The 21,575-nt window shown below is 59.2% G+C and carries 18 protein-coding genes; 12 read left to right on the top strand and 6 right to left on the bottom strand.

What is annotated here, in order from left to right:
• Positions 1-34 precede the first annotated feature (34 nt).
• The 10 genes from BCF46_RS18625 to BCF46_RS18580 all read left to right on the top strand — a co-directional run bounded on the left by BCF46_RS18625 (position 35) and on the right by BCF46_RS18580 (position 14,753).
• Positions 35-1,066, top strand: a complete 1,032-nt coding sequence (locus tag BCF46_RS18625) for a DUF4123 domain-containing protein (protein WP_170157984.1) — start codon at positions 35-37, stop codon at positions 1,064-1,066.
• On the top strand, positions 1,063-1,698 hold the full coding sequence (locus BCF46_RS18620) for a hypothetical protein (protein WP_121028093.1): 636 nt from the start codon (positions 1,063-1,065) through the stop codon (positions 1,696-1,698). Before BCF46_RS18625 ends, BCF46_RS18620 begins: the two co-directional genes overlap by 4 nt.
• Positions 1,699-2,334 (top strand): hypothetical protein, encoded by a 636-nt coding sequence (locus tag BCF46_RS18615; protein WP_121028091.1) that lies wholly within the window; start codon positions 1,699-1,701, stop codon positions 2,332-2,334.
• Positions 2,335-3,738 carry a T6SS phospholipase effector Tle1-like catalytic domain-containing protein gene (locus tag BCF46_RS18610; protein WP_121028089.1) on the top strand — a complete coding sequence of 468 codons (1,404 nt, stop codon included), beginning with the start codon at positions 2,335-2,337 and terminating at the stop codon, positions 3,736-3,738.
• Positions 3,739-3,891: 153 nt separating this feature from the next.
• Positions 3,892-5,226, top strand: a complete 1,335-nt coding sequence (gene tssK / locus BCF46_RS18605) for a type VI secretion system baseplate subunit TssK (protein WP_121028087.1) — start codon at positions 3,892-3,894, stop codon at positions 5,224-5,226.
• Positions 5,226-6,830, top strand: a complete 1,605-nt coding sequence (tssL, locus tag BCF46_RS18600; protein WP_121028085.1) for a type VI secretion system protein TssL, long form — start codon at positions 5,226-5,228, stop codon at positions 6,828-6,830. Before tssK ends, tssL begins: the two co-directional genes overlap by 1 nt.
• Positions 6,830-10,558 carry a type VI secretion system membrane subunit TssM gene (gene tssM, locus BCF46_RS18595; protein WP_121028083.1) on the top strand — a complete coding sequence of 1,243 codons (3,729 nt, stop codon included), beginning with the start codon at positions 6,830-6,832 and terminating at the stop codon, positions 10,556-10,558. Before tssL ends, tssM begins: the two co-directional genes overlap by 1 nt.
• A gap of 8 nt (positions 10,559-10,566) precedes the next feature.
• Complete coding sequence (tagF, locus tag BCF46_RS18590) at positions 10,567-11,532, top strand: type VI secretion system-associated protein TagF (protein ID WP_121028081.1); 966 nt, start codon at positions 10,567-10,569, stop codon at positions 11,530-11,532.
• A 104-nt stretch (positions 11,533-11,636) separates the two neighbouring features.
• Entirely contained in the window at positions 11,637-12,419 is a 783-nt protein-coding gene (locus BCF46_RS18585; protein ID WP_121028079.1) for a PP2C family protein-serine/threonine phosphatase, read from the top strand.
• A 6-nt stretch (positions 12,420-12,425) separates the two neighbouring features.
• Positions 12,426-14,753 carry a serine/threonine protein kinase gene (locus BCF46_RS18580; protein WP_121028077.1) on the top strand — a complete coding sequence of 776 codons (2,328 nt, stop codon included), beginning with the start codon at positions 12,426-12,428 and terminating at the stop codon, positions 14,751-14,753.
• Here the strand turns inward: BCF46_RS18580 and BCF46_RS18575 are convergent.
• From BCF46_RS18575 to BCF46_RS18550, 6 genes are all read right to left on the bottom strand, one after another.
• Positions 14,750-15,997, bottom strand: coding sequence for a hypothetical protein (locus tag BCF46_RS18575; RefSeq protein ID WP_121028075.1), 1,248 nt, complete (start codon positions 15,995-15,997; stop codon positions 14,750-14,752). The genes BCF46_RS18580 and BCF46_RS18575 overlap by 4 nt on opposite strands.
• A complete protein-coding gene (locus tag BCF46_RS18570; protein WP_121028073.1) occupies positions 15,994-16,419 on the bottom strand; it encodes an ExbD/TolR family protein in 426 nt (141 codons plus the stop codon). The genes BCF46_RS18575 and BCF46_RS18570 overlap by 4 nt, the downstream gene beginning before the upstream one ends.
• Positions 16,416-16,862: an ExbD/TolR family protein gene (locus BCF46_RS18565; RefSeq protein ID WP_121028071.1), complete on the bottom strand. Its 447-nt coding sequence runs from the start codon at positions 16,860-16,862 to the stop codon at positions 16,416-16,418. The genes BCF46_RS18570 and BCF46_RS18565 overlap by 4 nt, the downstream gene beginning before the upstream one ends.
• 9 nt (positions 16,863-16,871) lie before the next feature.
• Positions 16,872-17,516: a MotA/TolQ/ExbB proton channel family protein gene (locus BCF46_RS18560; protein WP_121028069.1), complete on the bottom strand. Its 645-nt coding sequence runs from the start codon at positions 17,514-17,516 to the stop codon at positions 16,872-16,874.
• A 59-nt stretch (positions 17,517-17,575) separates the two neighbouring features.
• Positions 17,576-18,016 carry a hypothetical protein gene (locus BCF46_RS18555; protein ID WP_245990274.1) on the bottom strand — a complete coding sequence of 147 codons (441 nt, stop codon included), beginning with the start codon at positions 18,014-18,016 and terminating at the stop codon, positions 17,576-17,578.
• Positions 18,017-18,157: 141 nt separating this feature from the next.
• Complete coding sequence (locus BCF46_RS18550; RefSeq protein ID WP_121028067.1) at positions 18,158-18,838, bottom strand: hypothetical protein; 681 nt, start codon at positions 18,836-18,838, stop codon at positions 18,158-18,160.
• Between the two features lie 141 nt (positions 18,839-18,979).
• Between BCF46_RS18550 and BCF46_RS18545 the strand changes: the two genes are divergently transcribed.
• Together BCF46_RS18545 and BCF46_RS18540 are read left to right on the top strand one after the other, a co-directional pair.
• Complete coding sequence (locus BCF46_RS18545) at positions 18,980-19,426, top strand: DUF1036 domain-containing protein (protein WP_121028066.1); 447 nt, start codon at positions 18,980-18,982, stop codon at positions 19,424-19,426.
• A gap of 117 nt (positions 19,427-19,543) precedes the next feature.
• Positions 19,544-21,559 carry a caspase family protein gene (locus tag BCF46_RS18540; protein WP_121028064.1) on the top strand — a complete coding sequence of 672 codons (2,016 nt, stop codon included), beginning with the start codon at positions 19,544-19,546 and terminating at the stop codon, positions 21,557-21,559.
• The last annotated feature ends 16 nt before the right edge of the window (positions 21,560-21,575 follow it).

Genomic DNA, 21,575 nt, shown 5'->3' with positions numbered 1-21,575 from the left:
GGAGACGCCGGGGGGACCCGGTCCGGGGTTGAAGTTGACCGTTCATGATGGCGTGCAGCTTCTCGACAACCAGCGCGGAATCCACCCGCGGCTGTCTGTTCCTGAGAGCTTGCAGGACCTCATTTTCCCACCGGGCGAAACCGAAACGGTTCTCTATGCCATTTTGGATGCGGGCAAGATCGAGAACTTGCAGAACATGCTGGAAGATGCAGTTATCCCGCATCGCTGCCTGTTCAAGGGCGACGCCGAGGAAGAATATGGTGACGTTGCCCCTTGGCTGGTCGTTCTGTCCGAGGTCGATACACTGACGCGCATGCTGTTCACCCATCTTGAAGACGAAGACACACCGTGGAACATCGCGCGGCTTGAGCCGGGTATTTTGTTTCGCGCCAGCCCTGATTTCGACGCGGTCTGGCGGCATTGGCGCCGCTTCTACCGGATGAAATACGAGACCGGAAAAACCTACTATTTCCGCTTCTGGGAACCGGCCCCGATGGCCGCCTATCTTGGCCATATCAAGGATGACATGGCCCGCGTGGCACATTGGTTCTGCCGCGAGGGTGCGCGGATCAACCGTATGTTTTTATTGGAAAACAGACCTACTCAGTGGCGGTTAACCGAGATCGAGGCGGAGCCTGAGAACTATACCCGCCCACGCAGTCAGGACGGCAAACCTTTCCTGCTGACTTCTGGCGAGGTCGGGGCGATTGCGCGTGCTCGTCTAGAACGGGACATGGAAGAGGTCGCGCGCCGGATCGAGAAGACATTTGGGGAGCATCTGGACGAAGACCGCCCCGATGATTTGGTGTATCGCCGCGTTCGCGGGTTGTTCGATCGCATGATGCCTGCGGGTATCAAGCAGCTTGACCATCTATATCTGTTGGCCTGTTGGGAGGTCTTTTACGGGCCGGGGTTCGAGCAGAAAGACCCCGAGGACCAGCTGCGCCAAATTTGCCTGTCCAAAGCCCGCGAAGCCCGCAAGGTCGAGGCATTGCGCGACCGGATGAACGTGATCCCGCCAACAGTTCTGGCGGCGGATGAGCATATGCACGGGGCCGGCACATGATGCGGGTTTTCGCCATACCATGCGCCGCCGCATTTGGGGTAGCGCTGACTGGCGGAGCCTTCGCAATGGGCATGTTTGGCCAGAGCCGCCCGACAGAACTGACTTTCAATGACGCATCGCATCAAAGCACTCCGGTTATGGTGGATGGTCTGGCGATCAATGGTCGGACCATGGGGTCGTTTCCTATCCTCGCCTCGTCCAGCTGGATGAACCCGCGTGGCGGCAGCACGACGCTAACGGGGCTGCCATGGGACAACGCCGATGACCAGATCGTCGATATCCATGCGGAGTGGACAGAGATCGAAACGGGCCGCGCCTATACGGCGGATGCCAGCGTAGCTTGGGGCGAGCTGCATGTGGAGGACGTGGTTGGCGTGACCGCCTACATGACCTTTGTGTATGGTCGCAATGGCGAGTTCATGTTATTCACCAATGCTGAGGCAGATCCGAAGACCGGTCAATTCAACGGCCGCGAAGTGACACGGATGTGTGGCAAACGCACACCTAACCGCGACCAGAATTATGGGTTGCGGGTCAACGAGATACCGGGGTTGGGTCGGCTTATTGATCGCCGCGACCAATGGATGGCGGTGCCGGATATTGAAAGCAGTTGTTCTGGGGAGAATACATAAATGGGCGTTTTGCTTCGCATAAGCCAGAGTGCGTGCGCCGCACTGCTGATCGCCCCCGCCGCTTTGGCAATGGGTATGCTTGGGAACGCAGTGCCCACAGGTATGGTGTTGACCGACGCGTCCCACATCACCAACCCGATCATAGTACAATCGCTTGAAATCAACGGACGTGCCTACGGCGCGCCACCCTATCTTGCGTCGACTGACTGGGAAAACCCTCGTGGGGGCAATCGCACACTGACGGACCTTGCCGCGCCTACTCAGGACGGTGCGGCGCTTGTTGTGCGCGCCGATTGGGTAGAAGCCTATACGGACCGCGCCTACAGCGCCGAGATCGTCGTGCCCGATGGCAGGCTTCGCGTCGAAGACCGTACGGGCCCTACCGCGCTTGTGACCGTGGTGTTTGGTTGGAACGGGCATCTGGCGATATCTACAGACACCGGCCCCGATGCGGCCAGTGGCGAATATAACGGAACCATCGTGGCGGAGACCTGCGCTGCGAGGCGTGCCGACGCCGACGTGGATTTTAGCACGCGCCTGGATGCGCATGTGGATCTGGAGTGGGTGTATTCGCAAGAGAGCAAACGGCAGAGCATGCCGCGTATTGATACGCCATGCGCAGGGGAGGCGGGTTAGATGGCTGGAATGTCCACTGCTGCGATTGAAAGTGGCGCCGCCGCTGATATGGCAGCCCTTGGCTCGGCCCATGCGGGTGCGGTGGTGCAGACATGCCCGAAAGTTTCGCTGGAGATTGGTGTTTTCTTCGACGGCACGGGTAATAACGAACAGAACGCGCAAACCGGCGGGGAGGGGAGTTACGCCAACGCCCGCTCCAATGTCTCGCTGCTCAAGGACCTCTATTACAACGACGGCAACCGCTACGATACGACCAACGCCTGTGGTGGATACGAGCGCCGTTATCGGAACCTGTATGTTCAGGGCATAGGCACCGAGACGGGCGAGGAAGACGACGTCTGGGGCTCTGCCATGGGGATTGGCGAGCGCGGGGTCGAGAACCGCGTGATCGAAGCAGCACTGGATGTGGGCGAAATGATAAACCGGCTGTCGCCTGGCGTCGAGCCCGAGGAGGTCGTGCTGGACGTGTTCGGCTTCTCGCGCGGGGCGGCCGCGGCGCGACACTTCGTTAACGGCTTTAACGCGGGTAGGCTAGACTACAAGCGGGTTGGCTGGATTGACCTAATGCCGTTACTGGGCTGGACCAATGACAAGCATGCCCGCTTGCCCAAAGACCGCAATATCCGCCTGCGCTTCGTGGGGATTTTCGACACCGTGGCTGCCATCGCCGGGGACATTACGGCGGATAACGGTGACGTGGATGTTCATCTGAAGACCGCGTCGGCAGAGACGATTTTTCACCTGACTGCGGAAGACGAAATCCGGCACAGCTTTAGTCTAAACGATAACCAGCCTAGTGGTGGTGAGGTGGAGCGTTTGCCGGGTGTCCACTCCAACGTAGGCGGGGGTTATCCGCAAAATTTCAAAGAGCGCCCGGTGATCCGTATGCCGACCACTGGCGTCGGGTACAGCAATGCGCAGGCGCAGACGGCGCAGGCCGGTGCTGTCGCGCAGTTACGCGCAACCATGATGGCGGATGCAGCGGTGTTCATCGCCGAGGGCTGGATTACACCCGCTGACTTGCCCGGCGCATGGGAGTTGGAGTCGACCCCGATCGAGACGGAGACAGTGGCCTACGGGAACACCTACCGCACCTATTATCGTTGGTCGATCCTGACGCGTCTGAACCGCCCTTGGATGCGCCACGAGTTGTCGCGGATCGCGCTGCGGAAGATGTATGACAAGGCCACGTCGTCGGACGTGCCGATGAAGGCATTCCCCGGTAGCGGCGAATATGCCGTCCCCGGCGACCTGAGCTCTGCCAGCGACGCCGTGGTGAAACGGAACTTTACTCACCATTCGGCCAACTACAACGACATCTACCCCGTGATCGGTGCCCCGATGCGCGAGCGGCGAGGGCGGAAACGCAAAGTTCACCCCAATCAGCCGGGGCGTGCCAAGTAGCCGTGAAATAAAGGTGATCCTCGGGCTGCGGCCCTTGACCGTCTGACCCTCACACCGCATTGTTCATGCAGGGATTTTACCTAGCGTCAGCTGGGCTTTGTGTTTTGGATGCGCGCTTTTGAGAGCGGGCGATGACGGCAAGTTGGGAAATATATGTCTTGGTATAGCAAAGTTGCGTGGAAAGAGGGCCTGTTCCTTCAGCCCCATCACCTGCAACAGCAGGACCGCTACCTTGAGAAGCTGGTCGACAATCGCACCCGCACGATCACGCCGTATCCTTGGGGGCTGGCGGAACTGAAGCTGGATCGCGACATGGCGCAGCAAGGCCGGATCGGGTTGCGCTCCGCCGTGGGGATCATGCCCGACGGGATGCCGTTCGACGCGCCCAATATCAACCCGTTGCCAACACCCAAAGAGGTGCCGGAAAAGGCAGATGGCATGTCCGTCTGGCTGACCTTGCCGGATGCGGCGATGAACGGACGCGAGTTGGCACCTGATACCGAAACAACCGCCGCGACGCGGTTTGTGCTGGGTAACGAGATGGTCGCGGATAGCGCCTCCGCGATGCGGCTGGAACAAGACATCGAACTGGCGCAACCGCGTCTGGAAATCGACATTCGCAAGACGCCGAAACCCGGCTATCAGTGTATGCAGATCGGCCGTATCCAAGAGGTGCGCGATGGAGTGATTTCGATGGACGATACCTTCGCCCCGCCCGCCATGGTGGTCAGCGCACATCCGGTTTTCACCGGCTGGCTGGACCGCGTTATCGGCTGGGTCGAGACCAAGCAGGAAGGGCTGGCGCGCTATGCGGCTGATCCATCTGCGGGCGGCGGCTTGCAAGCGACCGACTATTTCATGCTGCTACTTTTGAATCGCGAGATCGGCGGGCTGCGCCATCTGCGCAATTCACGCTATGTGCATCCGGAAAAGCTCTATGTTGAATTGCTGCGCCTTGTGGGCGAGCTTTGGACCTTCGACAACGACAAGCGCATGGCGCAGGAATATCCTGCCTATGACCACGACAACCCGAAGGACACCTTCACGCCGGTCGTGCGCGACATCCAGCGCTTGCTAAGCCGCGATGTTGGTCGCGCGACACGTCTGGACCTCAAGATGGTGCGCCAGAATTCCTACATCGCGGAAGTCATGGACCGGAACCTGTTCCGCGAGGCGACATTTGTGATCGAGGTTACGTCCTCCAAGTCGCTGACACAAATCCAGCAGCAGTTCCCCGAGCTGTGCAAAGTGGGCCCAAACACCCGCATGAACGAAATCGTCAACAACAACCTGCCGGGCATCGAGCTACGTCATACCCCGACGCCGCCGCGCCAGATCAGGGCGGTGTCGACGAACGTCTATTTCATCCTCGATAAGAACACGCCGATGTGGCGCGAGTTCTCGACCGCGCCAGCGCTTGCGATGCATTTCGCGGGGGACTGGCCGGATCTGAAGCTTGAGCTTTGGGCGATTGCGGAGAAAGCTTAATGGCCAACGACAAGGATAAAACAGTTATCGGGGGCAAGTTGCCTACGGCCGAAGAACTGCGGAACTTGTCAGCGGGGCGTCCGGCCTCTCCTCCTCCGGGGTTGCAACAGCCGCCGTCTGCTCCACCTGCGGGCGGTGGCCAGCGCACGGTGATTGGCGGGGGATTGCCCCAGTCACCACCTCCCGCTGCCCCGTATAACCCACAACCGAAAGGTGGGTTTGGCACCAGTCAAAGCGCAGGTGACGCATGGATGGGCGGCGGCACGCCGTCGCCGGGGTCCGGCATTGGCGGGGCCAGCCAAGACGGCTTCTTCCCGGCGATGCAAAGCCGCGAACCGGAGCAGGTCGTACACACCGGCCCCAAGATCGCGCTGCATGAAGCATTGCGCGCCACGGGCTTGGGCAAGGGCGGGCCAAGCAACCCGATTGTTGCCGCTGCCGCCAATTTGCTGATCCTGTTTGGCCGACTGCGCACGCAGATGGTCGAGATGGACGCGATCCCGTTGATGGAGCATGTCACCCGCGAGATGGAAGCGTTCCATGCCAATTGCGTTCAGGCGGGAGTGGATTCTCATGAGGCGGACGTTGCTCGCTATTGCCTGTGCGGAACTGCGGATGACATCGTGCAGAACATACCCGGCACCGACCGCGATATCTGGATTCAGTATTCGATGGTCGCGCGGTTCTATAACGTGCGGACCTCCGGCGTGGGCTTCTTCGAGGAGGTCGACAAAGCCATGCAGGCCCCCGCGCAGCGCTTCAACGTGCTGGAGCTGATGCTGATGTGTCTGAGCCTCGGGTTTGAAGGCAAGTACCGCACCATGCCCGGCGGGGCACAGGAGCTGGCACGCATCCGCGCGTCGATCTACGAGAGCCTGCGCCGCGTGCATAGCCGGCCCGACGAGGATGTGTCGGTGCATTGGACTCCGGTAGAGTTGGGCAAGCGCAAACGGTTCGGCGCCAACCCGCTATGGATCGTGGCGTCGGCTGCGGCGGCGATATTGCTGGGCGCCTACCTGACGCTGAATATGCTGATCTCGAATGACAGCTCCGCGGTTGTGACGCGGTTGTTGGATATCCACCCCGAGGAACTGGTGGGTCTGCAACGCGCGCAAGCCTTCGAGGCCTATATCCCGCCCGAGATACCCGAAACGACGCAGCTGGAAAATATCCGCGCGAAGCTGGCAGACCAGATAGCGGATGGGTCTGTCGCTGTGGACACGAAGGGCGATTACATTTTCGTGCGGGTGAACAACCTTGTGCTATTTGGCTCCGGCTCGGCTGATGTGAAGCCAGAGTTCTCGGTGATCGCCGCCGAGGTGGCCAAGGCACTGGACGATGAGCCGGGACCGGTGCGTGTCGTGGGCTACACGGATAACATTCCGATGTCAGGCAGGGGCCGGTTCAAAACGAACCAAGAGCTGTCCGAGGCGCGGGCGAAATCTGTCGGCGGGGTGCTGGGCGAAGCTTTGTCCACGCCGGACCGTTTGCAAATCGAAGGTAAGGGCGAAGTTGATCCGATTGAGGACAACGCGACCAGCGAGGGCCGCGCGCAGAACCGCAGGGTCGAGATCATGATTCAACGTCAGGAGACGCTTCAATAATGCGTTACTTCGCCGCCATTGGCCGCTTCTTCAAAAAACCATGGATGCGCATTCCGCTGCTGATCCTGTCGCTGATCTTGTTCGGAGTTGTTGTGTGGGTCGGTGGCCCGCTTCTTGGCTTCGGAGAGTCGCGCCCGTTCGCATCGGTGTGGGTGCGTGTTGCGATCATCGCAACGGTCTTGCTGATATTCGCCATCGTGTGGTTCATCCGCTGGCGTCGTGCGCGCAAAGGGGCACAAGAGCTTGAAGAAGCTCTGATCCCGCAAGATCCTGTCGGCGACGGCGCCGTTTTGGGCGAGCGCATGACAGATGCCTTGGCGACGCTGAAGGCGTCGGGCGGCAAAAGCTACCTGTACGATCTGCCGTGGTATGTCATCATCGGGCCACCGGGCGCCGGTAAGACGACCGCACTGTTGAATTCTGGCATCAAGTTCCCGCTGGCCGAGAAATCCGGCACGGCGATGGAAGGCTTCGGCGGCACGCGCTACTGCGACTGGTGGTTTGCGGAAGAAGCGGTGATGATCGACACCGCAGGGCGCTACACCTCGCAAGACAGCGACGCGGAGGCCGACAAGACCTCTTGGCAGAGCTTCCTTGAATTGCTGAAACGCGGCCGCACCAAGCAGCCGATCAACGGTGTCATTCTGGCCTTCTCGGTCGAGGATATTATGAACGGCGATCCGGCCTCGCTGACGCGCCATGCGGAAGTGGTGCGGGCGCGGCTGGCGGAGATTCACGAGACGTTGAAGATCGACTTCCCCGTTTACGTGCTGTTCACCAAGGCCGATCTGGTTGCAGGGTTCCGCGAGTATTTTGCCAGCTTCAGCGCGTCGCGGCGGCAGAAAGTTTGGGGCACCACGTTCCAGACCAAGAGCCGCAGCGAGCAGACGCATACGCAGGTTGGCGAAGAGTTCGACCTGCTGGTCGCGCGCCTGTCGGACGAGGTTATGGACCGTCTGAGTGAAGAACCCGATGGCGTGAACCGCATCGCCATTTTCGGCCTGCCGGGCCAGATGGCGATGATGCGCGACAACATCGCGTCGTTCCTTGGGCAGGTGTTCGAGCCAACCCGCTACAAAACCAACGCGCTGCTGCGCGGGTTTTACTTCTCGTCGGGTACGCAGGAAGGCACGCCGATCGACCAAGTGCTGGGGGCCATGGGCCGCAGCTTTGGTGCGGACCCCGCATTGGCCGGGGGCTTCATGTCGGGCAAGGGCAAGAGCTTCTTCCTGCACGACCTGCTGAAACACGTCATCTTCCCTGAACAGGGCTGGGTGACTTATGACCGCAAAGCGGTGAACCGAGCGACCGGCCTGCGCTACGCGGGCTTTACGCTTGTGGGGTTGGCGACGTTGGGGCTTTTGGGCGCGTGGGGATATTCCTACTGGGCGAACGCGTCTTTGGTGCGCTCGGCGCAAGCGGCGATGGCCGATTACGAATTGGCCGCGCGCGAAGAGCTACAGGAAGTCGTGGTGGACGATACCGACTTCCAAACCGTTTCCGGCTACCTGCAACTGTTGCGTGACATGCCAACGGGCTATGCCTCCACGCAAGAGGTGCCGGAGGAGATCGACACTGATGGGGACGGCGTGCTTGATGCGGTCGCGGAAGGCGGCGGAGACGACCACGGCATTTTAGAAGGCTTCGGCCTGTCGCGCCGCGAGCAGTTGCAAACCGCCTCGCGGGCGTCCTATGCCGACGGGCTGGAGCGGATGTTCCGCCCCCGGCTGGTACTGCGTCTGGAAGAACAACTGGCCGAGTTCGTGCAAACCAACGAGACGCTGGCCATCTATGAGGGCCTCAAGGTCTACAAATTGCTGGGCGGAGTGGCCCCTGCGCCGGAGGATGATCTTGTGCGCGGTTGGTTCCGCGAAGATTTCAACAACCTCTACCCCGGACCGACGAACCGCGCGACGCGCCAAGACCTTGAGGCGCATTTGCTAGCGATGCTGGAGATGGATGGAGACCGTGACGTGCGCGTCGATCTCGACAGTGAGTTGGTCGATGCGGGCGAACGTATCCTTGCGCGCATGTCCGTCGCCGATCAGGCATATGCACTGATCAAGGCGACAGTGGAGTTTTCGGGCGTCGACAACTTCAATCTTGTGGACCGCGTGGGGCCGGATTCCTATCTGGTGTTTGAAACTGTCGATGGCTCTGATTTAGGGGAGTTGGGCGTTAACTCACTCTATACCTATGACGGATTCCAGAATTTCTTCCTCGATCAGTTGAGTGAAGTCGCCGGAAAATTGGACCGCGAGCAATGGGTGATGGGCGATTATGCAGAGACCGCCAAAGTTAATACGCAGCTTAGCGGCTTGGGGCGTGCGTTACTGACCAAATACCGTGAGGACTACCTGTCCGCATGGGAAGGTTTATTGAAGCAGTTGAAACTGGCCCCCATGTCCGCAGACAAGCCGGCCTACGCGTCGCTTGCGGCGGCGTCGTCACCGACGACCTCGCCTTTGCTGAAGCTGGTCGAGGCGGTTAGCCGAGAAACTAAACTGACCGCTGATCCGAATGAAGGTCTGGGTCTAGCGGGTGCTGGCGGCGATGTGGCTGGCGCAGTGGACGGCTTGGCCGAGTCCGAAGCGGCTTTGCGCGCTGCCGATCAGGTTAAAACCCGCTTTATCAACCGCACCAATGGATTGACGCGCATCGGTTTGACCGCAGCCCTTGGGGGCGGCAAATCGCAGCGCCGCGCGGGTGTGGCTGGCGGTGGCGGCGGAAGTGAGGCGCAAGCGCTTATTCCCGGTGCGACTATCGAGGCCCAATTTGCGGAGTGGCACGCCTTGCTGGAGGCCGGATCGGCTGGAACAGGTCGCCCGATTGACGCGCTTTTGGGTAATCTGGGGCAGGTGCAACAGAACCTCGTGATTGCGGCAGGGTTTAATGCCACGCAAGCGGCGGCACAGCTTCCGGTGCAGATTGGTATTCTAAGATCAACCGCGTCGCGTCTGCCGACCCCCTTGGCACGGATGGTCAACGAGGCTGTTGAGGATTTCGAGGGCGATGCGGCAAACACCACGATTGCGCAGCTGAACCAAGATCTGACCAACCAAGTGACCCGCGTCTGCAACGACATCATCACCGGTCGCTATCCGTTCAATGGCCCGACCTCGCGACAGGTGCCGATGGCACAATTCGCCCGCGTCTTTGCACCGGATGGCGTCATGGACCGCTTTTTCCTGCAACATCTTAGCCCTCATGCGGATCAGTCTGGCGGCGATTGGAAATGGTCGTCGGAAAGCCAACTGGGCGACCGACTGAGCCTTGGCACATTGAAGCAATTCCAACGGGCGGCACGCATCAAGGATGCTTTCTTCCCTGCCGGGGGCTCCAACCCCGAGCTGGAAGTGACCGTGAGCCAAGAATCAGCGCATGACCAAGTGCGCCAAGCGGTGCTGGAAGTGAACGGACAGGTGATCACCACACGTCAGGTCGGCAACGTGCCGCAAACGGTCAAGTGGCCATCGGCCGGCTCATCGACCACGTTGCAGTTTTTGCCGGGTTTGAACGGACGTCAAAGCTCGATCCAGTTCGACCAAGGACCGTGGGCGTTCATGCAATTTATCCGCGCAGGCTCGCCGCGCCAGCAGGGGGACGCCACGCAGGTCCGCTACACCATTGGCGGGCGGTATGTGAGCTACTCCGTGCGGGTCAACGCGCTGTATAACCCGTTCACGCTACGCGAGCTGTCCGAGTTCAAATGCCCGCAGGGGCTTTGATCTGACGGATGGGCAAAACGGGCATCTTCGGCAAACACCCCGCGTTTGGGGATTTCATCGGCGCGGGGATGTCCAAACCGATGCAAGTCGCGCTTGAAGAATGGATGGGCGCAGTGCTGCCGCGCGTACGCGATAATCTAGGTGACGTGTGGCAGCCATTATATGACATCGCGTTGCCCTTGCGGTTTTGGTTAGGGGAAGGCGTTGTGCCTGCGGCTGTTGGTGGCCCCGTAGCGGGCGTCATGGTGTTCAGCTACGACAAGGTGGGCCGCCGCTTTCCGCTGATCGCTTTGGCGGAAGGCGCGCAGTTTCCGCCACCAACATTGGTGCCAGAGCAGCGCTGGTATGAGGCATTGCAGGCGCTGATGCTGGAACATGACACACCTGAGACCGCCGCTGAACTGGCCGACATGCTAAGTCTGCCAAGCGAGCTGCTGCCTGCGCCGTTCGAGACTGGAGATGCGGGGTTCTGGGCGGTTCATACCGCAGGTGCAGTTGACGAAATGATGGCCAATGTCGCGGCAACCGACCACCGCAGGGCGTCGGCGCAGCGCAGCTATTGGTGGAGTGCGGGTGATCCGTCGCGTACGGCAACCTTTCACGCCACCGAAGGCTGGCCGGATGCGTTCGTGTTTCAATGGCTGCTGGCGGGAAATCCAGCGGATGAGCCTGCGGCGGAACCGGTTGTCGAGTCTGATCCGGAACCGGTTGTAACCCCCACTACCGCGCAATCTGATGAGCCGCTTGACGAGGCTGACCGTGAGCCGTCGGTTATTCCTGTTTCTGATCCGTGGTGGTCGGGGGAGGGCGCGCGACCTGTGCCAAAGGCGCTCTATGAGCCGGAGCCTGAGGCGGATGAAGACGACGGCCCGCAATCACCGTTTAGTGTTAAGCCTCAGACCAGCGACAACGACGCTACGGATGACAGCAATGAAATACACGATGCCTTGGCAGATGAGGCAGAAAAAGACTAGGTTGTTCGAATAGAAGAAAGTCTTGGCCTTGGGGGGACGCCGCAGCATCGGCGCGAGGTTAGAGATCGTAATTTATGAGCACCGCATTTTAAGCAGGAGTCGCCATGGGGACGGGCCAATTCACTTACGAGACAGGCGCTGGCAGCGACACCGGCGTTGTCCGCGACCACAACGAGGACAGCTATTTGTCCAAGCCCGAAAGCGGGGTCTGGGTCGTGGCTGACGGAATGGGTGGTCACGAAGCTGGCGACTTTGCGTCGCAAGCCATTGTTGAGCGTATCTCGTCTATTGGCCGTCCTGCATCCGCACCCGACTTGCAAGCCCGGTTTATGGAACGGTTGACCCGCGCTCATGATGTGATCGTGGAGCAATCCCAAGCGCTTGGCGGTGCAACCATTGGTGCTACGCTGGTCGCATTGCTGATGCATGAAGATCTGTTCGCCTGTGTCTGGTCCGGTGATAGCCGCATTTACATGATGCGGGACGGACAATTCCGGCAGGTTACCACAGACCACACCGAGGTGCAGGAGCTGCTGAACTCTGGTGCGATTACCGAAGAGCAGGCCGAACACTGGCCCCGGAAAAATGTGATCACCCGCGCCATCGGGGTCTCAAGTAAGCCGAATACGGATGAGACCTTTGGAAGCTTGCAAGCAGGAGATGTTTTCCTTTTATGCTCGGACGGTTTAACGGAACACGTGGAAGATCACGAGATGGCCAGCGTGTTGGCCAGCCACGAGCCGCAGGCGGCGTGCGATGCGCTCATACAAACCACTTTGTCGCGTGGCGCGCGTGACAATGTGACGGTAGTTGTTGTTCGGTGCAGCGCCCGCCAGCACGACCCCGCAGCGGCGCGCGAGCCGCTCGACTGGACGCAAGGATTTTAAGAGCGGATGAGCATCGACGACATCCCAGAAGAGCCAGACACACCCAAAGGCGCAGATGCGCCTGACAAGGGAGATGTCGGCAAGAAGGTTGCCAAGAAGAAGCCAGCGGCCAAAAAACCTGCGTCCAAGGCGTCGGCCAAAACCGAAGTTGCGCCCGCTGCTGTGAAGCAAGAAGCCGAGAAGTTCGAAGACGGAGCACCGGAGACACCGATCAAGGAAGCTCCGGTGAAAAGTGGCGACGGGGATGGCACGCCGTCGACCGCCGTGCCTGTCGGCACCCGGATCAACAACAACTACGAGATTGAGGAACTGGTCTCGGCTGGTGGCATGGGCGAGGTTTACCGCGGGGTGAACTACCACACCGGCGATCAGGTCGCGATCAAGATCGTTCTGCCAGCGCTGGCGCATGACGAGAAGATCATCAAGCTGTTCCGCCGCGAGGCGCGGATTTTAGGCAAGCTGTATGACGAGGCCATCGTTCGCTATCTCAACTTCGTAAAAGACGAAGAGCTTGGGCGCTTCTGCCTGATTATGGAGTTTGTCGAAGGCATCCCGCTGTCCGACATGATGGAGCAAACCGGCGCGCTGTCACTGCAAGACGTCAAGCTTTTGATCCGGCGCATGGCAACCGGTTTGAACCGTGCGCACGAGTTGGAAATCACCCACCGTGATCTTAGTCCTGACAACGTGATCGTGGAGGGCGGCAAGCTCAACCATGCCAAGCTGATCGACTTCGGGATCGCCAAGTCGACAAACATCACCGAAGGTACTCTGCACGGCCAGTTCGCAGGCAAGTTCAACTTTGTCTCACCTGAGCAATTGGGTCACTTTGACGGCGTGGTTGATGCGCGCTCCGACATCTATTCATTGGCGCTGATGGCCGCGGGGGCTGCTATCGGTAAGGCGTTGCCAATGGGGGCGTCGATCGTCGATGCTGTGCAATCGCGTGCCGGAATCCCTGATCTATCTGCGGTCTATCCAGAATTGCAGCCAGTACTGTGCTACATGCTGGAGCCTAATCCGGCCAATCGCCCCGCCACCATGGCCGATGTCGCGCGGATGATCGACGACCCGTCGCTTGTACCAGCGCAATACCGCCTTGGCGGAGCCGACGTGCCCGCCGTTGATGCGGACCCAGCGATGGGGCGTACGGTGATCAGCCCGATGATTTCCACCCCGCCCCAGATGCAAAACGGTGCGCCAATGACGTCGGCTGTGCCCTACGCGGCCGATAGCACTGGCGTCGCGGCAACGGGTGCCGGGCTAAGTTTGCCACCTGACCCGTCCACGATCGGGCAGCAAACAGGCGCGCCTTCAGGCGAAAGCCCGTTTGGCGCGGCACCGGTCACAACGGCACCGGCGCAGACCGAAGCACCCCAACCGGAGCCTGCCAAAAGTGGCGGGAACGGCAAGATCATCGGCATCGGTTTCGCAGCGGTTGTTGCGGGCGGTATCGGCGTCGCAGCGATGTTGGGCCTTGGCCCGTTTGCTGGCGATGATGGCAGTGAAACCGGCGGCGAAGAAATTGCAGTGGCGACACCCACGCCTACGCCTGACCCCATCCCTGATCCGGTTCCTGAGCCTACGCCGGAACCGGAGCCAGAACCCGAACCAGTGACACCCGAGCCTGCGCCACTTCCGGACCCCGAACCAACGCCGGAGCCAGAACCCGAGCCCGTTGAGCCAGCGCCCGAACCGACATTGAGCGACATCGGAACCCAGCTGGCTTGGCTAAAAGATTATATTACGGGTGACTGCGTCTATCAGGCGATCCGGTCCACCGACGGGGAAAAAGTCGCGATCGAGGGCTTTGCCACTTCGGCGGATCCGTTTGAAGAACTGTTGGAGGATTTCGAGGCGGCCCAAGGTGTCGAGCCTGACATCGGTGTTCGCCTGGTGCGTGATAGTCAGTGTCCGGTCTTGGATTTCGTTGCACGGTTAGACCGGTCTGGCGCGGCCGCACCTGTGCTGGAACTTGACACCGACGTTTTGAAAATCGGGGATACGCTCAGCGGCAGGTTGTCTGGTGTGCTTGGGCGTCCGGTTTACCTGTTCCTCGTGTCTGGCAAAGGTGGTGCGTTCAATCTGACCTCGCTGTTGCAGCCAGAGCCGGATGGGTCGCAGTCTTTCCGGTTCGGAATGAATAGTGCGGGCGAGGATGGCAGCGTGCCACAGATGATAGTTGCGGTGACAACGCGATCCAGATTGGTGACGGCTAATGCTGCGCGCAACGGTGCGGATGTCGCGGCATTGATGCCGATCATCGAGACGGAAATCCAAACCAGCGGATCCGAGGCTGCCGCGTCTGTTCAGTATTTCCGACTGGACAACTAGCGCACAGAGAATGCGACGAGGGCCATGTCCTCGCCGCCACCTTGCAACAGGATTTCTACCGCAAGCCGCTGGAAGAAGTCCTTTGCGTGCTGCCCTGACAGGGACTGCAATGTCTTCAACCGTGCCCGCGTTGACAGCGCCATAAGCAGTTGTTGCGTCTCAACGGGAGACCCTTTCAGCGTCATCGGTATATCAAAACCGGCAAAGCCCGCGCGGAATTTCAGGAAACTCCCGAGGTCTTGCACCACGCCTTCGTCGTCAATGAGCAGCAGAGACACGAACCCGCCTGATGTATTGCCAAGCTTGCCGGACAGCAGCTCCCCGCTGGGAATGTCGCGGGTGACAAGGTCAAGGTAGAGCTGGAATTCAGGATAGCGGGCGGCGGCGGTAACGAATGGCAATGCCTGACATTGGGCGTCGCTGACGGGCTTCATCACGGTGCCGGGAAGGGTCCCTGTCTCAATCTCTATTGCCTGCCGGAAGCGGGTCAAGTCGGCACGGCTATTGGCAAAGGTCTCGAATCGAAACGCGCCATCCTCAGCCAAAACGGGTAGGGCGGCAAAACAAGGCCCGCCATCGAAGCTGCGCAGAAAATTCAGCACTGAATTGTAGATGTCTTGCGCTTGCTCAGCCGACTCGTTCGGAACGCTGGCGGACGCAACGCCGGATTTCTCCTTGGTCAATGTGCCGGGTTGTGGCGGAAGGGAGTTGGCGACGGGGGACAGCGGGGTTGGGGCTTCGACCGGTTCTGGCTCCGCGACAACCTCCAGCACCGGTTCGGTTCCGGTGACCGTTGGCACCTCCATTGTGGCAATTTCCAAGGTCTCGCCACTGGCAACGACGTCAGCCTGAGCCATGGGTGTGTTTCGCAGCGGCGCCACACCCGGTTGGTTCAATGGCTGTTTGGAAGCAGGCGCAATGTCTGCAATCGCTGCGGGTAAGGTAGGGGCGGTGGCCACCGTGGCCGACAGGGTTTGCGAGGTAGGCTGGCTGGGTGCCGTCGGCGTGACCCGCTCGGCCGCCAACTGAGGTGGTCGAATTTCCTCCCCCGCAATCTGCAACGCCGATGCGAATATCTTGGTTTCGGGTCCGGGGTCTGATGCACCAGAAACTTGCGCCTGATAAGCGGCAATTCCGGCCTGCAACAAAGCCAGATGTGCGACGAAAGCAAGGGCGGCCACGGTCAGCCAAAGCAAGGGGTTGGCGTCGTGGCTCTCCCAGATTTCGGTGTCGCCTAAACTCATGGTTTTGTCTTGAACTGGCGCAAGGTGACCAGCTTGATTTCGATGCCCTGCAAATCTGCGCGTTGGATCAACGACACAAGTGCGCCTGCTGGCACATCGCGATCTGCGAGGATGTGCAGACGCGGTGTGTCCGCGTTCAGAAGGGGGTTGAGTGAGATCCGCAAGCTATCAGGCGTGACAAGATCGCCATTGAGTTGAAGCTTGTCGCCGACATCCATTAGCAAAAGTGGACGGGGCAGCCGGTCAAGTGGAAGTTCGGTGGTTTGGGCGAGATCGACGGTAAGCTCCTCGGTTTCAACCAGTGAGCCTGATACGAGGAAAAAGAAGATCAGCAGCAGCACGATATTGACGGTTGTTAGCGAGAAATCCAGCTGGATCTTGCGGGCAGCCTTAGGCAGCGTGTTGCGCTTTTCCGGAGTCATTGGGCGCTGCCTGCAATGACCTGAACTGTGGGAATGCGCGCGAGTGTCAGGGCTTCCAAGGCGGCGGCCATATCTTGCACCGTGGCGGAACGGCCTGTGAGTAACACGACACGGTCGAGGCCTGCCTCGACCAAAGGATCAACCAGATCATGGATGTTAGCCAGCGCCACTTTTTCACCACCAGCCCTCAAACTGCCACGACCGACGGACCAAATCGCGACGCGTTCTTCTTTGGTTGCTGTTTGCGGCACGTCCGGCGCGTCGCCTGCCGCGGGAATGTTACCCGCAGCACCGGGCGTGAGCGTCATCAAAGAGTATGGGGCCAACGACGAGGTGAGCATGAAGAACACCAATAGCTGGAACATGGCGTCGGCCAAAGGCGTGAAGGAAAACCCATAACGCCGTGCCCGATTAGACTGGGGAAGGCTGCGGATCATGCTCATGGCGGAGCCTTAACTGCGCCCGGACGTGCCAGTCACCCGCCCGTATATGGCCGCTGACATGAGCGTTTCCATCGAGTGGCGCTCTTGGTCAATACGTCCCTCCAGCCAGATGGCGACAAAGTAAAACACCAGCGCAATCACCAGGCCCACGGCGGTGGTTGTGAGTGCGGTCCAGATGCCGCCAGCCAGCAGGGCAGGGTCTACGGCACCTTGTGCCTGCGAGAGGTTGCTAAATGCGTCGATCATTCCGATGACAGTTCCGAGCAGCCCCAACATCGGGGCGGCTTGCACGACAGCTTCCAAAATGCGCATACGCCGCGACATTGCGGCCAGCTCGATCAGGGCGGTTTGACGGCCCAACTCCTCGGCATAGGATTGATCTCCGGGGCGGGCTTGGAGTCCTGAGAAGGTAGCTTGCAACACCCGTAACAGGGTTGTCTTGCGCGATGAGGCTTCGCGTAGGGCGGTGTCCGACTTGCCAGACAGCCAGTCGGACACGATAGCCTCTGCATGTTTGCGACGACCGACACCAAGCGACATGAACTGCGCGATTTTGTAAAGGGTGACGGTGGTTGCGACCATGGACAAAACGGCCAGCGCTGTGAACACCGCGATGGTCACCGGGTTCAGCGAGGAAAAGTCGGGGGCGTTCATGCGCGATGCTCCGCCCCCGGCAATATTGGACCAAATGCCTGGGGGTCTTTAGGTCAAAATCAGATGCCCAGCTGGATGTCGCCACGAGAATTGGTGATCAGGCCTGACATGCAGAAGTCATGGTCGCCGTCAGCCGATTTACAGGCGGACACGTCATTGATCAGAATACGCGAGATCGACGCGCAACTTTTGCCAGCGAGGTTGAACTGCACAACCTTAGTTTTGCCCACCGGTAGTGCGCCGAACTCCAGCACCAGAGTACCAGTCACAAGGCTATTTTCGTCGAACAAGGCCACCTGATACGCGGTCTCGATCAGGGCGATGCCGGTGTTATTGGTGGCGACGTAAGTGAGCTGGCACCCGTCACCGATATCGGTCGCGGTGTTCAGTTCCAGCGCAAAATTACCGCTTTGCGCCAGCGCCGGATTGACCGATGCCAGCACAGCGGTTGTTGCAGCGATTGCGGTTGCGTTAAAAATGGATTTGGTTAGCTGTCGCACGCGAGTGTCTCCCCCGAAGTATTTATGCCTATCCCCCGTGGCAGGGCACGAAGTCGTTGTGACTAGAAGGGCGCATAGCGGCCCGTCTGTCAACGGCAGATCGGAGGGTGTTCAGGGCAAAACTGCCTAGAAGGTGTTGATTTAGCGATAAACGCCCGTTGACCACACGCTGCGAAACCGGTCTAGACGCTGCGCAGTGCGGGCACTCGCTGCGGTCGTTGGGCGGCGAAGTTGTAGCGGCTGGAGTGCGGTCTGCGGGGTGAAGATTCTCTCGAATATCCCATCTTGATCGCTGCTCGACGTGCTGTTCTTACCAGTATTCTGTCCGCGAAAGCGGCGTAGCGTTCCCGGTGTGGTTATATTATGTGGCGCCGAGGCGACAACGACGTCGCGCGCAACTGGGCGGGCTTCCGCGGTTGGTTTTGGCAATGCGATGGCACGCGGGCGCGCGTCTAAAATGACGGCGTCTTCGATATGGGCAAAGAGCAGCAACGTCGGGGTAACGCTTGTCGCGTCATTGGTAGCGATCGGCGCATAGCGCAGGAGAGGTGGCTCAGGTTGGTCGGTGCCTGTAGGTAAGACGATCATTGGTGTCGGAACATTTGACTTTTCTTGTGGTGTCCACATGGTGACGCCAGCAGCTACAAACCGCGACTGCTCCGCAGTTTCAGACACCGCTAGCGGTTTTGTAGGGAGTGTTTGGGCAAGAGCCGGAGTGGCGACTTGCTCGGTCAGGCGTTGAAACAGGCCGTAGGACGTACCGGCTGAAATACCGATTATGACCATGCATGCGCCCGTGCTAAGGAGCTTCTTGAACGACATAATAAAATTTCTCCAAAAAATCTCTCCCCAGCTATGGCAAGAGTATAACAGAAATGACCCAATTTTTCTAGTTTTTCAAGAAAAACTGAAAACCGCGACCGTCTCTTTAGCTTTTGGATAAAGGACATTAGCTTACGATGTATGAAACCTTCCACCACTTCATTGAGTTACCCAATTCGCTGCGTTGCAGCGCTGATCTCGATTTGGGTGGGCGGAATTGCGCTTGGCACAAACGCAGCGCATGCCGAGTTTGCGATTTGCAATCAGAGCTTCGATGTCGTGAATGTAGCTATCGGGCATGACGTTGACGGCGCGTTTCAGACTGAAGGCTGGTGGACCATCGGGACCAACCAATGCGCCAACGTAATCCGCGACGAGCTGGAAAGCCGGTATATCTATGTCTATGCCCAAGACGTCTTTGGCAAACCGATTCTTAACGGGACAACGACCATGTGCATCGAGGCCAAACGATTCACAATCCGTGGAATATCAAGCTGTTGGTCGCGCGGGCATATTCAAGCGCGTTTCATCGAAGTGGACACCGAGAAGACCCAACGCTGGTCCCTTTTCCTTGCGCCGCCCAACTAGTTGCCGTTCGGCCTTGATCAATTCTGGTGCATTTTCCGAACTTGTGACTCGCTCGTCAGGTTGGTTTTGGGCTAGACTTGGGTAACGGTCTTGAATGGAGCAGATTGCCAAAAATCTATGGCGCATGTTTTTACGAAGGTAGGATTTTTATTTGAGCGTTTGATTGCCATTGCGGTGATCGCGGCCTTTTGGCTTGCAGGACCGGTGTTTGCGCAAGACCGTTTAGCGTTGATCATCGGAAACTCGACCTACGAGGCTATTCCCAAGCTGAAGAACCCCCAAAACGATGCAACTGCGGTTGGCGAAACCTTGTCCGCTCTAGGCTTCGAAGTGACATTGCTCACCGATGCGACGTCCGACCAGTTCTGGTTGAAGCTTGATGATTTCGTGAAGCGGGCGGAAACAGCGGAAACGACGCTATTCTATTACTCTGGTCATGCATTCCAGCTGGAAGGGGCCAATTATCTGGTTCCGGTCAACGCGCAGCTAAAATCGCGTCAGGCGATTTTCGACGAAACTTGGAGCCTCGATGGCATCATCAAGCGCCTGCAAGCGCGCAATCGCCAGACGCTGATTTTCCTTGATGCCTGTCGGGACAGCCCGTTGCCGCAAAACATGACGGCGAACGGTGGTGGTCTGGCTCGGTTAAACACCGGGATTGGCACATTCGTTGCGTTTGCCACGGAGCCGGGAGCCGTGACTTTTGATGGGCAGGGCGATAATAGCCCATTTACCACGGCGCTGCTGAACCATCTCGAGACGCCGTCGATTTCGATATCTGACATGATGATCCGCGTGCGTAACGAGGTTGAGGAACGGACCTTGCGCCGGCAAACCCCGTGGGATCAATCGTCGTTACGGGCGCAGTTTTATTTTCAGCCGGAATATGAAAATGCGCCAACACTTACCGCCGCTGACTACGAGATGCTGGCCCAGCTTGACCCCAAAGGTCGCGAGCGGTTCTTGGCCTTGCTGGCCGAAAGCGGTATCGCCGTCGACGCCCCCGCTGAATTGATTGAAGGTGAAAGTCTGGAACTGGCGGTGGCGGACGAAAACTCTCTGATCTTCGCGGCGCCGATCCCCGCAAGCTTGCCTAAGGAAGTGCCCGCCACGTCGGTCGAGATCACTGAGGCTATTCGCCCCGAAGACGTCGCAATCGTGGACGACGCAGGCCTGATCTTCACTGTGCCAGATGTGGTCAAAACATCGGAAACGGCTCAGGCCACGAGCGGATTTGCCGAAAATGTAGGGCCGGTCGTTATTGAACTGGCGTCGCTTGAGCAGGCGCCAAGCAACACGCTAAACCGCCAGACCATCGACACGTTTTTACCTGGCTCCGCGCCTGCGGCGACTGCGGACGGCTCGGTCGATATTCAGAATCTGGAAGCCTCAAGCCCAAGCGGATCGGCGGCTATTGCCTCGGCTAGCGGCGCGTTGTCAGCCTCGACCGGTGGCGGGGCACTGTCAGCGACTGCCAATTCCGGACGCGCCACCGCGCTGGAACGTGCGGGAACGGCAATCGCTGCGCGCGCGCAGGGCGAGATTGTCCGCGTTGCGGCTTTGACGTCGTCAACCCGCAGTTTGCCACCGTCGATCTTCGAAGCCCCGACCGTGACGGGTCGTGAAGTGTTGCCTGACTCGGATGAAAGTCGCGCCATTCTAGCTAGCATCGACCCATCGTTGCTTGAAGAACTAAGCATACCAACCGAACCGGGGGTTGAGCAGCCTGTTCTGCCGGAAATTGACCCCGAAGAGTTGGCCTCCAACGTCCAAACAGAGCTGTCGCGTCTTGGCTGTTACCGGATGCGCATTGATGGCGATTGGGGCAACGGTTCCCGACGGTCCCTCACCAGCTACTTCTTGAACAAACGTATCGTGCCCGAAAGCCTTGAGCCCAGCTTGCCGCTGCTGCGTCAACTGAAGTCTGAGGGCAAAGTGGTATGTCAGGTTCAAGTCGCGCGCGCCAAGCCGTCGGTGAAAAAGACCACAGCGAGAAAAGCAGTAAAGAAAGCCGCTCCGAAGAAAACAACGACGAAAAAGAGAACAGTGCGCAGAATCTCGAAGCCCGCAGCCGCGGCAACGGGGACAACAAAAAAGCGTATCACCAAGCTGAGCACTGGCGTGTTCCGCTAAGGCTGGCTTAGGCTCT

The sequence above is a fragment of the Litoreibacter meonggei genome (assembly GCF_003663885.1).
Taxonomy (GTDB): Bacteria; Pseudomonadota; Alphaproteobacteria; order Rhodobacterales; family Rhodobacteraceae; genus Litoreibacter; species Litoreibacter meonggei.
This window is presented reverse-complemented; position numbering and strand designations above follow the sequence as displayed.